Below are 13,850 nucleotides of genomic sequence, written 5' to 3'. Positions count from 1 at the left end.
GGAAATCCATACGAAAAATGCAAAAAAGAGGAGTGCCCGTAAAGCTTGGACACTCTTAAATCCCCATTTTATAATCATATTCCTTTGCTCTGTCAGGCTTCGCATTTTGAAACTCCGTCGCAATAAACGGTCGCATTGACGGCTTTACTTCCCGGACAAAATGAAAGGACTCGAGCTTCTTGATCGTGTCTTCCACTTTTTCCTGATCACAATAAAAGACGACATACTTCATTTTTTTTGAGACATAGTGAACATGTCCAAACCGGCGTAATTGTCTGGCAAATTTAAGAGAAGTCAGCCATACGGCAATCCCCTGGCGCTTTGAACTTAGCATAATTTATCTCCTTTTATTCATCTCTTTCTACTGTAACATGGACCGTTTCTGCTCTTCAATCTTCTTTTTGTCGGCTTTCTTATCCGCCACAGCTGCAGCTGCCGCCGGAACCGCAGCCGCCGCTGCAGGACATCGAATCGAAGAAAGGATTTCCTGTTGGTACTTTTATCGTCGGCGACACCGCGCGGGCTATGATCTCACTGACCTCATTCAACAGCGACTCCAGCTCACGCTCCGCCTTTTTAAAGGCGACTACGGTTGGCATGACGTCCATCTCACGCTTCCGTTCGCGAATCTCCGTGGAAATCCGCTTATAGTCAGGATGGTACTTCCCGAAGCGCTGCACATCCTCGTACTGCTCCTTGACAGCATTAAACCGCCGAATGCACTCCTGCGCTTCTTTATCTTCTTGCAATTCATTTTTCGCACGTTTATACTCAGAAAACGGCTCTGACAAGAGAATCGCTTGACTTAACGCGTCCGTTTCTTCCATTAATTCCAATGTCGACATGGTTACAAGCATTCACCACACCTCCTCCCATGCATTATACCACGTCTTGTAAAAAATACGAACGATTCAACCGGGCATCCCGAATGATTCCTTTCCCATTCAAGCCCCTTCCCAAAGCATTGACAATCCGGCATTCTATGACTATAATTCATTCGACTTATGTAAAAATGAGAGAAGAAGGGGCGTACACATTGAAGATTGTTACCTTTAATCCGTTTCGTACAATCGGCATTCCGGGCATTAATTATGTCAAGCCTGAGCATATGTTTGAGGAACGTGGCAAAATTGCGGAAGCTGACATTTGCCTTTTCCCTGAAAACTGGCAGGTTAATGCTCTTGTTTACGGGATGAAAAAAACTATTTTTCCAAGCATTCAGTCGATTCAGCTTGGCTTCAATAAAATCGAAGTAACTCGCGCGCTTTGGAGCGTATGCCCCGAGCATGTACCGAAGACGGTTATCCTTGGCCGAAACGACGACAATATTAATCGCGTTTTCGCTGAATTTCCCTTTCCTTTTGTCGCCAAAGAAATTCGCAATTCAATGGGCAGAGGCGTTTTTTTAATCGAGGATCATCAGCAGTTTTATCAATATGCCGAAAACAACCCTTACTTCTATGTACAGGAATATTTACCGATTGACCGTGATTTGCGGATTTGCGTTGTCGGTGATGAGGTGATTGCCTCCTATTGGCGGATTAATGAGCGCAATTCGTTCCGCAATAACGTCGCCCAGGGCGCTCGTATTTCGTTTGAGGACATACCGGAGGATGCGGTAACGCTTGTCCAGCAGACAGCCAGACAGCTTGGCATCAATCATGCCGGCTTTGACCTTGTTTCTGCCGGAGGCAAATTTTATTTTTTGGAATTCAACACGCTTTTTGGCAACCAGGGCTTTCAGCAGCTCGGTGTCTCTGTCGAACAGCATATTTACAAATATATTACCGGGCTAGTTAAACAGTAACGGAAAAGGTTGAATCAAATCCGTATGGAGAGCGATCATTTTTCACAGCCGAAACTGTAATGGTATGCTCTCCCGGTGCCAATCCTTCAATAATAAATGCCGCTTCGAACAAGGTCGCAACATGCTCATCATCGACATATAAGCGCAGATGGCCTTCACCTTGCTCGTGCAAAGATCCAGCCTTTTCCTCTGAAAGCACAAAATCATTGAGAAAGCATTCGACATAGATCCTTCCATCTTTCACCTTATGAGTTACAACGAGCTCCTGCTCTGATTTAATTTCGATCACTTCAATATTTTGCAAGGGAGTGACACGAACCGAAGATGAATGAACGGTCTCATCGGCCGCTTCAGCATCGGGAGTGCCCGCACATAGTGAGATGAAAAGTAAGAACGTTAGCCATGCCTGCTTCATGAAGACCACTCCTTCCTATTTGTAGGGTCTCCTCCCGCAAGCTGACTATTCGTTGATTTTACTGGCCGCCCTGAGCTTGCGCCACCGTTGCCTGCCCCATTCTTAGCATCTCAATCATCATCATCGCCAATCCAAGCTGATTTTGCATTTTCTCCACCCGTTGCGGCAATGTCCGACCGTAAAAATAATTCGCTTCCTTCTCCATTGCCTGCAATTGCCCCGGATCTCTGGCCAGGCGACGATACCAGACCGGGTGCTGTCTGACATATTGTCGCAGTTCAGGCGAAGCTTGCAGCACTTGCAGCACATCGCGTCTCACTTACTTCCCCTCCTTCTTAATCCCGGCGAAATGAAAATGGATGATCCTGCGGTTTCTGGGAAGGCTGATTCGATGGACGCTGGAACGTCTGAATGACGTTTTGGACATTTGCCAGCACCGAGCTGAACTGAGCTAAATGATTTTGCAAGTCCTGGACGTTCATCCGCCGAATCAGTCCCATCACTTGACCAAGCGTATCAGAAGCCGTTGAATTGGAATTCGAGGCCGTTTCCTCTTCAACCGGTTCCTGTGCGGCCTCGGCTTTCACTGAACGATAGGTTTGCCATTGCTCATGCTCCGGTCCCAATATGGACCATTCTTCATAAATTGTTTGAAGCGAACGGCGGTTGGCTTTCACTTCAGCGATTAACGCCGGATGCTGTTTCATAAACTCTTTAAATTGCTGAACAGAAGGGTGTAATTCCTGATTTTTCTCCATTAAATTCACCTTCTTTTTCCTGTCATACTATAGCTTACAAATGAGCCTAGTCCTTGGTTCGCCCATTTTTTAAATTTTTTTCGCACGCGGGAAGATGAAAAAGGCAGTTCAGAAAAAAGCGTCCTGGCCCACGGCAATGGCTTCGCTCATTGCTTAGAGAGGCTGGGAAAAAGGTCAAAAAACAACCTTTTGTCACAGCCTCTTATAATTCAAACGGGGTCATGAAGTTTTGGGTGTAGTAATCCTGATAGACGCCGACGCCGAGGTGGGTGAATTCTTCGTGGAGCAGTGTCGCCCGGTGTCCTTCGCTGTTCAGCCAGCCTTCGACGGCGGCTATTCCGTCTACATACTTCGCTGCTATATTCTCTCCAACCGCTCTAAAGGGAATCCCTCCATTTTCGAAACGGTCGCCTAGCTCGCCGTAAGTGGGAGATGTATGGGAAAAGTAATTTCCCTGATTCATATCCTTGCTGTGCAAATAAGCGACGTTCGCCACCTCGGCATCCCATTCCACTGGAGCGAGCCCGTGCTGGTGCCGGATCAAGTTTGTCAGATCAAAAATTTGTCTCGCCTCGCCTTCTTCAATCTCCGCCCATTGTTGGGCCGTCAGCTCAGGAGCGTCAGGTAAATCTCCACGATAGGTAACCGAATAAGGGCGCTGCAAAAGCAGAACTTCTTCCGTCAGGAGCCGGACACTTGATAGCTCTCCGGTAAATGTATCAAAATAAAGCTGAAGCCATTGATCTTCCAGTTGAATGAGCGGACGCATCTGCAAATCTTCGTCCGACAGCTGAAAACGAAAGCTCCAGTTCACATCGACTTCTTTAGCAAACGAGAGACTTTCGTTTATTTCAGCGTACGACTCCCCCCTGTCGAGAAAGCCTAAATCCCCCAGAAGATCACCAGCAATAAAGGCCGTCACTACTTGCGCATCGTCAATCCCAACCTGCATGTAGGACAACTCGGATAAAGGATAAATCCACCAATCATAACCATAGGCGGAAGGATCTATTCGCGCGGGCTCACCATACTGCTGTCTTACTTCCTCCTCCCGCATTCCGATCAGGCCAATCGCATCTATGCTCGGGCTGTGATTTTCCTCTGCTGCTAAAAGCTCTTCTCTATCTCCAGTTTGCTCTTCAGGCTCCTCAACAACCTCTGTCACCCTTGAAGAAGAGCTAAACCATTCCTTGATTTGCTGTGCAAACATCGTCTCAAAAGCGATCAGAAAAACAAATAAACAGATGCCGATTCCAATAACAAAACCCTTTTTCAAATCAACCCTCTCCTTTTTGCTGCGGCTACTTCTACCTCTTATCTATTTCGAAGTCTTTTACCTGACTCCTTTCACTAACAATGTAACCTTCTGTCTTTCTCACGATGACGGTGTCGAATCACCCGTCAACCGCTTCGTGAAGACCGATTCTCACCCGAATGCTCTACCCTTTTCTTCCACATTTCAATCTCCATAAAACATTCACCATTCAAACGTTGCAACCGAAGCTTTTTCATACTATCATAAGTAGAGTACATATAATGAATTGGAGGCGTATTCGTAGTGAAATTCGAGCATATAGGACTTGCAGATAAAGAATTTAAATTTGAAACTGTCCGCCACGCTGCAGAATCAATCGGTCTTGTGCACGCAGGACAGTGGGATTATGAGCGTGTCATGTTTGATTACAAAATTGTAAATCAGGATGACATCTATTACTTGCGTTTGCCGGCATATGCCATTAAAGGTGATATTCCGCACGATGATACGATTATCAAGCTGATGACACCTATTCTTGGCAAACACTATTATCCACATGGTGTGGAATATGAAGGAGAAACCTTCCCTCATCCAATTATTGACAAATGCAACAAGAAGCTTGAGCTGTTAAAGAAAATGCTTGAAGAAAACGAGAAATAAGAAAAAGGCTGTCCCGCGAATCATGGGTCAGCCTTTTTAAACAGGACGCGGGAAAAGCTTACCGTCTTTCCCTGATCGTGACAATGCGCAGGCCATCATCCCCACCGCGAACCATCTCGTACCGGACGTTTCTCTCAATCGTTTCGTCTTCAGTCCGGTGTATGATGACTTTTTCATAAACATCAGCATGAATTTCGTCAATTTCATCGACATACACTTTATCAATACGGAAGTTTTCTAACGTTTTTGTAACCTGTTCACTATGCAGTTCTTCAACATAGCGGCGCAGCGAATGGTAATAGCTGTTATTCGTAATTAAGAATGGCTCCATCTGATTGAAGTCACCTGTATTTACAGCATCTACCATAGATTTCTTATATGCTTCGGCAAAAGCCGCCACCTCTGCGGTCAGCTCGTCATCCGCTTCAATCAATTGCTCCGGCTCGGTGGAAAAACAGGCCGTGCATATAATGGATAGGAACATAAAAAGCGACAGTACAATGAACTTTTTCACGATAAAACCCCTTGTTTTGTTTATCTCTGATTCTTCAGTCTTGCTGATTATAGCATACATCCCGAGCTTTGGTCCGCCGGAGTGAAGAAAGTAATGTGAACACGGTAAAAATTTAAAACGGTTGTCACTGTTAAATGTTTCTGCTTCATACTATAATAAAGATAGCTTGTATTGTGTATGAGAGGAGTCCCAAATTGGCAGCACTACTGACAAAACGAACATTTCTAATATTGCTTACAATCATCATCTTAGTTGTATTAGCCTACTTTATTTTACCAGTCTCTCTACCGCTGATTACAGCCTTTGTGACCGCTCTGATTTTGTCACCTGCAGTTTATATGCTGCAAAAGCGGGCTAAATTGAAACGGAATATAGCCGTAATGATTATCTTCACCCTGTTTGTTTGTTTTATCGGATTATCAGGCTACTACTTAACGACGCAGGTTGTGACGCAAGGCACCGCCATTGTTGAAAACCTGCCGCAATATATTAATGATCTAAATCGCGCCTGGCTAAACATGCAACGCAATTTAGAAAACGAATACGAAAACTTACCTCCTGAAATCGTTCAGGAAATTAATATTCAGGTTACGAGAGCATTAAATGAAATGCGGGCGACGATCAGTGACCGTAATTTAATCAATGATATCGCTTCGGTCATTTCCAGCATTCCGGGATATCTTGTTACGTTCCTTGTTTATTTAATCGCCTTGTTTCTGTTTATGCTCGAGCTGCCAAGCTTAAAAGTAAAACTGTTTGCTTACCTTTCCGACAAAACGAAAGAGAAGGTCAATTTTATGACCTCCCGTCTACGTTATGTCGTATGGGGCTTCATAAAAGCACAGTTCCTTGTCAGTATTATTATCTTTATCGTATCGCTGCTCGGTCTTTTGCTCATTGCACCCGAAGTTGCGCTATTGATGGCGTTCATCATTTGGATTGTTGATTTCATCCCGCTCATCGGTTCCATTGTCATCTTAGCCCCATGGGCCATTTTTCAATTAGTGGCTGGCAATATCGCGATCGGTACACAATTGCTCATTCTTGCCGCGATCCTGCTTATCATCCGGCGGACAGTAGAACCAAAAGTAATGGGTCAGCAGATTGGCCTTTCCCCGCTGGCAACCTTAATTGCGATGTACCTCGGTCTGATGCTGTTCGGGGTCATGGGCTTTATCATCGGCCCACTGATTGTGATTGCCTTTACATCTGCGAAAGAAGCCGGGATTATCAAAATGAACTTTAAAGTATAAGAAAGGGCTGGGCAAAAGGAAAAAACAACCTTTTTGCCCAGCCTCTTTCATTTACACCGAACTCAGCTACCTCCAATGGGTGATGCACTGCTTTGAAGCTTGAGACAAAAAGGGAAAAAGCTCCCCTTTAACTATCAATCTCAAGCTCAATAATACGGGGAGATCATCAAGTAGACGACAACTCCTGTCAGGCTGACATAGAGCCAAATCGGCATCGTCCAGCGCGCGATTTTGCGGTGGCGTTCATTTTCCAGATTCCATGCCCTGGCGACCGCTGTTAAAGCAAGCGGTACAATAACGGCAGCAAGGACGATATGGGTAATCAAAATAAAGTAATACAGCCCCGCCATGAAGCCTGTCCCTCCATATGGAGTGGAAGGCGAGAGGAAATGATACGTTACATACGTAACGAGAAACAATGTCGTCGTAACAAAAGCGGCATAAATAAAGCGCCGGTGGACGGTGACATTTCTTTTTAAAATCGCTGCAAGAGCCGCTACTAAAAATAAGAAAGTAAAGCTGTTAAAGATCGCATTCATCATCGGCAAAATCGTGACATCGAATGCAGTGAAATTTTCGTATCCAGGCAGTCCGGACAGAATAACGACCAATCCGTTCACAAGAATGGTAATAATAATAATAGCCGGTTTATAATTGCGTTTTTTATGGGGACGGTCGATTGCCGTTTCCTTCATATGAATCACTCCTTTTCTCTTTCTTTCCTATTATACATGACCGGCAGCCATTGCTAAAATTAAAGCATTTACAATCTTATGAACATGACAGAGGGCATCCTCAAAGCGTTCGCTTTCGGATGCCCTCTAAAATCAGCTTAATATTTCACAACACCAAGAAGTAACATTAGCGCAGCAATTGTCGGCATCGTAACAAAGATTCCAGATACCATAAATGCTGTCGCCCAACCGTGATCCTTATCTTTCAGATGCATGAAGAACAGCAACTGAAGCGCAAGCTGGATTACAGCTAAAATCAAGATGAACGGCACGGCAAATGTTCTTGGAATAATATCAGCACTCACCGCTAAAAAAGCAATAATCGTCAAAAAGATCATTAACGCAAACACAATAATTTGCCGACGAATCTCTTTGTTCGTTTTACGCTTTTCTTCTTCTGTCATTGCACTTTTCTCAAATGGTTGACTTAAGTTATCTGCCATACGATCAACCTCCTACTCCCATAAGATAAACGACAGTGAAGATGAATACCCACACTACGTCGATAAAGTGCCAATATAACGAGGCAACATAAAATTTAGGAGCATTTGTTAACGTAATTCCGCTCTTATTATAGCGAATGAGAAGCGTCATAATCCAGAACAATCCAAAGGTTACGTGAGCTCCATGCAGACCAACCAATGTGAAAAACGATGAAGAAAACGCACTTGTTGTATAACCGAATCCATGATGGACATACTCATAGAACTCAAAAATTTCGAATCCTAGGAAGCCAAGTCCCAGAAGGACTGTAATCCACATCCAGATTTTGAAAGTGCCGAATTTGTTTTTCTTCATGGCAAACATTGCCAGCACACTCGTCAAACTACTTGTTAAAAGAAGCATTGTCATAATAAAGACTAATGGGAGCTGGAACATCTCCTGAGAAGATGGACCATCAGCAATCCCATTTCTTAGCCCTAAGTACGTTCCAAAGAACGTTGCAAACAGAATTGTTTCACCACCAAGGAAGAACCAGAAACCGAGAAACTTGTTTTTCCCTTCCAATGTCGCTCTCTCAGGATGCGAAGGAAGCCCTTTTGAAGTGTCAACTGCACCCGCCATTTCTTAGTTCCCTCCTTTCGACTGCAAATCAGCTTTAATCGTTTCCACAGGAATATGATAGCCGTGGTCTTCTTTGACTGAACGAATAAACATACAACCGAATGTAATCGCCAAACCGCCAACCGCTACAATCCAAGGACTAATAAGCGGATTTTCCATGTTTAGCATGATAAAGCCAAAACCAGCAAAGTAAAGACCAACTGCCATAATTAACGGTAAAATCGAGCCGTTCGGCATATGAATCTCACCAAGCGGTTCAGCCGGCTTCATTGTCCCGTCACCATGCACCTTTTCGTAGAAAAGTGGATCCAAAGAACGAATCTGTGGAGTTTGTGCAAAGTTATACTCAGGTACCGGAGTTGGAATTGACCATTCAAGCGTACGAGCATCCCAAGGGTCAGCAACTGTGACGCGCTCTCCTTTGTACGCAGAGTAAATGATGTTAATTACCAGGATAATGACCGCTGTTGACATGAAGAATGTCCCGATCGTACTGATAAAGTTAAAAGCATCAAGCCCTTGGTCGCCAAGATACGTGTATACACGACGCGGCATACCCATTAGTCCTAGCAAATGCTGGATAAAGAATGTTAAATGGAAGCCAATATAGAAAATCCAGAAAAACAGCTTACCAAGCGTTTCGTTCAACTTATGACCGAACATTTTCGGATACCAGTAAAATAATCCGGCAAATAAGGAAAGAACGATACCACCAACGATAATGTAGTGGAAGTGGGCAACAACAAAGTATGTGTCATGATACAGGTAGTCGACCGGCGCCATCGCAAGCATAACCCCTGTTACCCCACCAAGTACGAATGTCGGTACGAAAGAAGAAGCAAACAGCATCGCTGTATTAAATGTAATCTTCCCGCCCCACATCGTGAAAAGCCAGTTAAAGATCTTAATACCGGTCGGAACGGCGATTGTCATCGTCGCCACCGCAAAAATGGAGTTTGCAACAGGTCCCATACCCACTGTAAACATGTGGTGAGCCCAAACCATGAAGCCTAGGAAGGCGATGATCATTGTCGCAAATACCATAGCTGTATAACCGAACAAACGCTTTCTTGAGAAGGCCGGAATAACTTCTGAAATAATACCGAAGGCCGGCAATACAAGAATATATACCTCAGGGTGACCAAAAATCCAGAAAATATGCTGCCAGATTACAGCGTTACCACCCATGCTCGGTATGAAGAACTGCCCATCAAAGAGACGGTCAAGCATAAGAAGAGCAAGACCAGCAGCAAGTGGTGTGAAAGCAAATAAAATCAATGTTGATGTAACAAACGATGTCCAGACAAACAATGGTAAACGCATCATTGTCATACCAGGAGCCCGCATGTTCACAATCGTTACTAGAAAGTTAATCGCTGATACAAGCGTACCAATACCCGCTACTTGAAGACCGAGCACGTAAAAATCCAGTCCAAGCCCGGCATAATCACGGCTTGATAACGGAACATACGCTGTCCAACCAGCATCCGGACCGCCGCCAAAGAACCAGCTTGTGCTAAGCAAAAGTCCACCGGCCATGAAAATCCAGAAGCCAAGGGCGTTTACAAATGGAAACGCCACATCCCGCGCTCCGATTTGGAGGGGAATCACAAAGTTCATAAACCCGAATAACAAAGGTGTAGCCGCTAAAAAGAGCATGATCGTACCATGCATCGTAATGAATTCATTAAATGTTTGCCCACTTAAGAAATCCATTTGAGGATACATGAGCTGGATCCGCATAAAAAGCGCCATTACACCAGCTTTAACAAAGAAAAGCGCCCCGGCGATCAAGTACATTATACCGAGTTTTTTATGGTCAACCGTTGTTAACCAATCCCAGACGACGCTTTTTTCCTGTTTATGTGTAGCCAAAGGGTTAACCTCCTCTTTTATCGATTTGTCTTTATTGTTCATTCACAGATAGCGAACGAAGGTAAGCAATAAGTGCTTCCATTTCTTCGTCACTAATTTGCGGGAAAGAAGGCATGTTATTACCTTGCTTCAATGACGCCGGATCACGAATCCACGCAGCAAGATGCTCATCATCATTTTCAAGATAACCCGCAATAACTTCACGATCACCAAAGTTTGTCAAAGCCGGACCAGCAGCAGTACCTGTTCCGCCAACAGCGTGACAGCCAATACAGCCTAAGCCGTCAGCGCCGAAAAGCTCGCGACCTTGCTGAGCAAGGGCATCCGTCGGCTCTTCAACTTCAGCCTGCATGTTTGCAACCCATTGATCATACTCAGGGCGCTCAAGGGCGATGACTTTGAAGTCCATCAAGGCATGAGCAGGACCACAAAGCTCGGCACACTTCCCTTTATAAGTGCCTGGCTCATCCGCTTCTAACCATAGATGATTCGTAATACCAGGAATCGTATCAACCTTACCACCTAATGCCGGAACCCAGAAGGAGTGCATCACATCTTGTGCATGCAATTCAAATAGCACCTTCTCACCGACAGGTATGTACACTTCCTGACCAGCAGTAAATCCTTCATCCTCATAATCAAACTGCCACCAGAATTGGTGACCTGTTACTTTAATTTCGACAGTATTCTCCCCTACTTCAGGATCCGGTTCGTCATCTGCCATCATAAACGTTCCCGTAATTGTTGGAACAGCAAGAATGATTAACAAGATAATCGGAATAACTGTCCATGTGATTTCAAGTGCCGTATTCCCGTGTACTTGTTTAGGAAGCTCATCGTCACCAGGTTTACGACGATACTTTGCAAGGATAATGAAAAAGATTGCAAATACGACAATTGAGACAAATGCCATAACATACAAAGATAAAAGCATTTTGTCAAAAATCCATTGTGACTGCGGCCCCTTTGGATCGAGGGCAGTTAAGTTTGTTTCTCCCAGACAGCCAGTTAGCAAAAAGACTAACAATGAGAGAGGTAGAAAACGCCATACGGTTTTCCTTAGTTTCATCTGACAATCCAACCTCACTTTCATAACGTAGCTCATCACTACAAATAGTTATATCTATAATCATCGTTCCCTCACTTAAAAAAGGTGAACAATGACCATGAGAACAAATAGAATCGTTAAATAGTTTAATGAGTAGACAAACATCAGTCTGGCCCATTTTATATCATCCTTCATCTTAAAGCCGGCAATTCCAAGAACTAACCAGCCAAGCCCAAGCACCGCAGCCACGATTGTGTAAACAGTGCCAAAAGGATAGAGCATAAGAGAGACAGGCAGCAATGCCGCTACATAGACAACTATTTGACGCTTTGTCATCGCAAACCCGGCAACAACTGGAAGCATCGGAATTCCGGCAGCCCGGTACTCTTCGACGCGCTTCATTGCCAGTGCGAGAAAATGCGGCGGCTGCCAGAAAAACATAATAAAAAATAACAGCCATGCATAAGAATGAAGGCTTCCATCGATCGCCGCCCAGCCAATAAGTGGCGGAACAGCACCTGAGAAACTACCTACAATAGTATTAAGGGTTGTCGTGCGCTTTGTCCACATCGTATATAAAACGACGTAAATAAAAAGCCCGATCAGACCAATGACAGCAGCAGTCGGTGTCGTCAAAGCAAGGAAAACAAGCCCAAGAGCCGCCTGCAATAACCCAACCATTAAAACATGATTGGCTGAAAACCGTCCAGTTACTGTCGGACGTTCTTTCGTTCGTTCCATAATATGGTCAATATCACGATCAATATAGTTATTTAATGTACAGCCTCCTGCCATTACAAGCGCTGCACCTAACAAACCAAAAACCATGGCATCCAAATGTGCTCCGATTCCACTGCTTGTATACACAGCTGCTAAATAAATACCGGCAAATGTCGTAAGTAAGTTGGAAGTTACGATTCCTTGCTTGGCAAGTACTAAATAATCTTTCCACGACCTTTGCTGCGTAGTGGCAACCGTTGACTCTGACATCACGTCCGTTGCTTCAAAAGCAGTATTGGTCTTATTCATCAAATCTTCACCCCCTTTGTAGAATTAACCTTCTTTAATACTCTTCTACAAAAAATAAATTAGGCGAATGTTAGCTCCCCTAATATCTGTCACAATCACATTATATATCAAATTCTACTCCGTTTCATTAAAATCCTGAGTTTCACATTATCTTCACATTTGCTGTAAACGCCATAAAAATTTCACTCAGGCTAAATTGACTTTTATGTCCGATATTCTATAAGATCAATTTGAGCGATCTAATGCCCTTGCCTACTCTAGCATAATTTTCACCAATTTTATAGAGGGTATTCAAAAAGGTTTATTTTCCTTTTTAGGCTTACATTTCGAAATAGAAAGAAAGGTGGAGTGAATGCATAGAAAATTAAAGATTTATGGCATTCTGACCTCAATTGGTATTCTTATCGTCCTCCTTCAGGGAGCGCTTGTTACAAAAACGGGATCCGGTGAAGGATGTGGAGCAACCTGGCCGCTCTGCTTCGGCGAAGTGATCCCGACAAGTCCGGCAATCGAAACGATTATCGAATACAGTCATCGGATCGTTTCCGGCCTGGTTGGCGCGATGATTATCGTCCTTGCCATCTGGTCGTGGAAGCAGCTGAAGCATGTCAAGGAAGCGCGGCTGATGGCCATTCTATCCGTCATCTTAATTATTTTCCAAGGTTTGCTCGGAGCCGGCGCGGTCGTATTCGGTCAATCCAACACGATTCTCGCCCTTCATTTCGGTATCTCAGCGATGTCACTCGCATCCGTTGTGCTTTTAACCATTCTTTCCTTTGAAGATGGAAAGGATCGGCCAGTGACCGTGCACGTAACTAAACGATTTAAAGCCTTTTTCTTTATTGTCATTACATACTGCTATGCTGTTATTTATACAGGAGCGTATGTAAAGCATACCGAAGCTACCCTATCCTGTGCCGGCTTTCCCCTTTGTAACGGACAGCTGTTCCCGGGATTAACCGGTCCTGTCGGCGCTCATTTCATCCACCGTATTGCGGGTATTCTTCTTTTAATCCTTTTATTCGTGATGATGGTCTGGGTGCTGCGTCATTACAAAACGCAGCGGCTGCTTGTCTGGATCAGTGTGATCTGCTTCCTGCTTGTTACAGCGCAGCTCATTAGCGGAGTATCCGTCGTCTTTACACAAAATCAGATTTTGACAATCGGCTTGATGCACGCTCTTATTATCTCAACATTATTTTCCGCCCTTTGCTACCTTGCAATGATTTTACTTCGCAAGCGGGCGTATTGACCAGTTCCATGAGGATATCCGCCGGCCTGAAAGCCGAGGATATCCTTTTGTCATTCATACCCATTATTGTTTATTCTTATACAGCTGCGAAAATCGCCTGAGCATAAGAAAAACGCATAGCGTCCTTTTTTCGAATCAACCCGAAAATTTTATCCTTTGTTATCTTTTCAAAAACGCTGCGGCGC

17 protein-coding genes are annotated in these 13,850 nt (G+C 44.3%); 4 read left to right on the top strand and 13 right to left on the bottom strand.

Annotated features, from left to right (window positions below; all coding sequences use genetic code 11):
- Positions 1-55: 55 nt before the first annotated feature.
- Together M3202_RS03210 and M3202_RS03205 are read right to left on the bottom strand one after the other, a co-directional pair.
- The gene (locus M3202_RS03210) at positions 56-334 is read right to left on the bottom strand and encodes a YlbG family protein (RefSeq protein ID WP_251192035.1); all 279 of its coding nucleotides are present in this window, start codon (positions 332-334) and stop codon (positions 56-58) included.
- A 79-nt stretch (positions 335-413) separates the two neighbouring features.
- The gene (locus M3202_RS03205; protein WP_251221913.1) at positions 414-857 is read right to left on the bottom strand and encodes a YlbF/YmcA family competence regulator; all 444 of its coding nucleotides are present in this window, start codon (positions 855-857) and stop codon (positions 414-416) included.
- A gap of 179 nt (positions 858-1,036) precedes the next feature.
- On the opposite strand from M3202_RS03205, the gene M3202_RS03200 reads away from it, so the two are divergent.
- Positions 1,037-1,807, top strand: coding sequence for an ATP-grasp domain-containing protein (locus M3202_RS03200; protein ID WP_251221912.1), 771 nt, complete (start codon positions 1,037-1,039; stop codon positions 1,805-1,807).
- Here the strand turns inward: M3202_RS03200 and M3202_RS03195 are convergent.
- The 4 genes from M3202_RS03195 to M3202_RS03180 form a co-directional block, all read right to left on the bottom strand.
- Positions 1,797-2,222 carry a hypothetical protein gene (locus M3202_RS03195; protein ID WP_251221911.1) on the bottom strand — a complete coding sequence of 142 codons (426 nt, stop codon included), beginning with the start codon at positions 2,220-2,222 and terminating at the stop codon, positions 1,797-1,799. The two genes, M3202_RS03200 and M3202_RS03195, sit on opposite strands and share 11 nt — an antisense overlap.
- Positions 2,223-2,280: 58 nt before the next feature.
- The gene (locus M3202_RS03190; RefSeq protein ID WP_251221910.1) at positions 2,281-2,541 is read right to left on the bottom strand and encodes a YlbE-like family protein; all 261 of its coding nucleotides are present in this window, start codon (positions 2,539-2,541) and stop codon (positions 2,281-2,283) included.
- A 16-nt stretch (positions 2,542-2,557) separates the two neighbouring features.
- Complete coding sequence (locus tag M3202_RS03185; protein WP_251221909.1) at positions 2,558-2,980, bottom strand: YlbD family protein; 423 nt, start codon at positions 2,978-2,980, stop codon at positions 2,558-2,560.
- Positions 2,981-3,182: 202 nt separating this feature from the next.
- Positions 3,183-4,256, bottom strand: a complete 1,074-nt coding sequence (locus M3202_RS03180; RefSeq protein ID WP_251221908.1) for a CAP domain-containing protein — start codon at positions 4,254-4,256, stop codon at positions 3,183-3,185.
- 282 nt (positions 4,257-4,538) lie between these two features.
- Here M3202_RS03180 and M3202_RS03175 point away from each other — a divergent pair, with 282 nt between their 5' ends.
- Positions 4,539-4,895 carry a YugN family protein gene (locus tag M3202_RS03175; RefSeq protein WP_251221907.1) on the top strand — a complete coding sequence of 119 codons (357 nt, stop codon included), beginning with the start codon at positions 4,539-4,541 and terminating at the stop codon, positions 4,893-4,895.
- Positions 4,896-4,953: 58 nt separating this feature from the next.
- On the opposite strand, the gene M3202_RS03170 is transcribed toward M3202_RS03175, so the two are convergent.
- On the bottom strand, positions 4,954-5,409 hold the full coding sequence (locus M3202_RS03170; RefSeq protein ID WP_251221906.1) for a TcaA NTF2-like domain-containing protein: 456 nt from the start codon (positions 5,407-5,409) through the stop codon (positions 4,954-4,956).
- A 194-nt stretch (positions 5,410-5,603) separates the two neighbouring features.
- Here M3202_RS03170 and ytvI point away from each other — a divergent pair, with 194 nt between their 5' ends.
- Entirely contained in the window at positions 5,604-6,662 is a 1,059-nt protein-coding gene (ytvI, locus tag M3202_RS03165) for a sporulation integral membrane protein YtvI (RefSeq protein ID WP_251221905.1), read from the top strand.
- Between the two features lie 146 nt (positions 6,663-6,808).
- Here ytvI and M3202_RS03160 read toward each other — a convergent pair whose 3' ends face one another.
- The 6 genes from M3202_RS03160 to cyoE all read right to left on the bottom strand — a co-directional run bounded on the left by M3202_RS03160 (position 6,809) and on the right by cyoE (position 12,413).
- Entirely contained in the window at positions 6,809-7,357 is a 549-nt protein-coding gene (locus M3202_RS03160) for a DUF420 domain-containing protein (RefSeq protein ID WP_251221904.1), read from the bottom strand.
- Between the two features lie 137 nt (positions 7,358-7,494).
- A complete protein-coding gene (locus tag M3202_RS03155; protein WP_251192024.1) occupies positions 7,495-7,839 on the bottom strand; it encodes a cytochrome C oxidase subunit IV family protein in 345 nt (114 codons plus the stop codon).
- Positions 7,840-7,843: 4 nt separating this feature from the next.
- The gene (locus M3202_RS03150) at positions 7,844-8,461 is read right to left on the bottom strand and encodes a cytochrome (ubi)quinol oxidase subunit III (RefSeq protein WP_251221903.1); all 618 of its coding nucleotides are present in this window, start codon (positions 8,459-8,461) and stop codon (positions 7,844-7,846) included.
- Between the two features lie 3 nt (positions 8,462-8,464).
- Positions 8,465-10,336, bottom strand: a complete 1,872-nt coding sequence (gene ctaD / locus M3202_RS03145) for a cytochrome c oxidase subunit I (protein WP_251221902.1) — start codon at positions 10,334-10,336, stop codon at positions 8,465-8,467.
- 31 nt (positions 10,337-10,367) lie between these two features.
- Complete coding sequence (coxB, locus tag M3202_RS03140) at positions 10,368-11,405, bottom strand: cytochrome c oxidase subunit II (protein WP_251221901.1); 1,038 nt, start codon at positions 11,403-11,405, stop codon at positions 10,368-10,370.
- Positions 11,406-11,480: 75 nt separating this feature from the next.
- Positions 11,481-12,413, bottom strand: a complete 933-nt coding sequence (gene cyoE, locus M3202_RS03135; RefSeq protein ID WP_285890134.1) for a heme o synthase — start codon at positions 12,411-12,413, stop codon at positions 11,481-11,483.
- A 352-nt stretch (positions 12,414-12,765) separates the two neighbouring features.
- On the opposite strand from cyoE, the gene M3202_RS03130 reads away from it, so the two are divergent.
- On the top strand, positions 12,766-13,665 hold the full coding sequence (locus M3202_RS03130) for a COX15/CtaA family protein (protein WP_251221900.1): 900 nt from the start codon (positions 12,766-12,768) through the stop codon (positions 13,663-13,665).
- The last annotated feature ends 185 nt before the right edge of the window (positions 13,666-13,850 follow it).

The sequence above is a fragment of the Halalkalibacter oceani genome (assembly GCF_023715605.1).
In the GTDB taxonomy this organism is placed as follows: Bacteria; Bacillota; Bacilli; order Bacillales; family Bacillaceae_D; genus Halalkalibacter; species Halalkalibacter oceani.
Note: the sequence above shows the minus strand (reverse complement) of the source record. Positions and strands in the feature narration are given on the sequence as shown.

Bases quoted from the DNA above. Each gene is read 5' to 3' on its own strand.
- M3202_RS03130 (WP_251221900.1), top strand. From the start codon at position 12,766: ATGCATAGAAAATTAAAGATTTATGGCATTCTGACCTCAATTGGTATT.
- M3202_RS03210 (WP_251192035.1), bottom strand. From the start codon at position 334: ATGCTAAGTTCAAAGCGCCAGGGGATTGCCGTATGGCTGACTTCTCTT.
- M3202_RS03205 (WP_251221913.1), bottom strand. From the start codon at position 857: ATGCTTGTAACCATGTCGACATTGGAATTAATGGAAGAAACGGACGCG.
- M3202_RS03195 (WP_251221911.1), bottom strand. From the start codon at position 2,222: ATGAAGCAGGCATGGCTAACGTTCTTACTTTTCATCTCACTATGTGCG.
- M3202_RS03150 (WP_251221903.1), bottom strand. From the start codon at position 8,461: ATGGCGGGTGCAGTTGACACTTCAAAAGGGCTTCCTTCGCATCCTGAG.
- M3202_RS03155 (WP_251192024.1), bottom strand. From the start codon at position 7,839: ATGGCAGATAACTTAAGTCAACCATTTGAGAAAAGTGCAATGACAGAA.
- coxB (WP_251221901.1), bottom strand. From the start codon at position 11,405: ATGAAACTAAGGAAAACCGTATGGCGTTTTCTACCTCTCTCATTGTTA.
- M3202_RS03160 (WP_251221904.1), bottom strand. From the start codon at position 7,357: ATGAAGGAAACGGCAATCGACCGTCCCCATAAAAAACGCAATTATAAA.
- M3202_RS03185 (WP_251221909.1), bottom strand. From the start codon at position 2,980: ATGGAGAAAAATCAGGAATTACACCCTTCTGTTCAGCAATTTAAAGAG.
- cyoE (WP_285890134.1), bottom strand. From the start codon at position 12,413: ATGAATAAGACCAATACTGCTTTTGAAGCAACGGACGTGATGTCAGAG.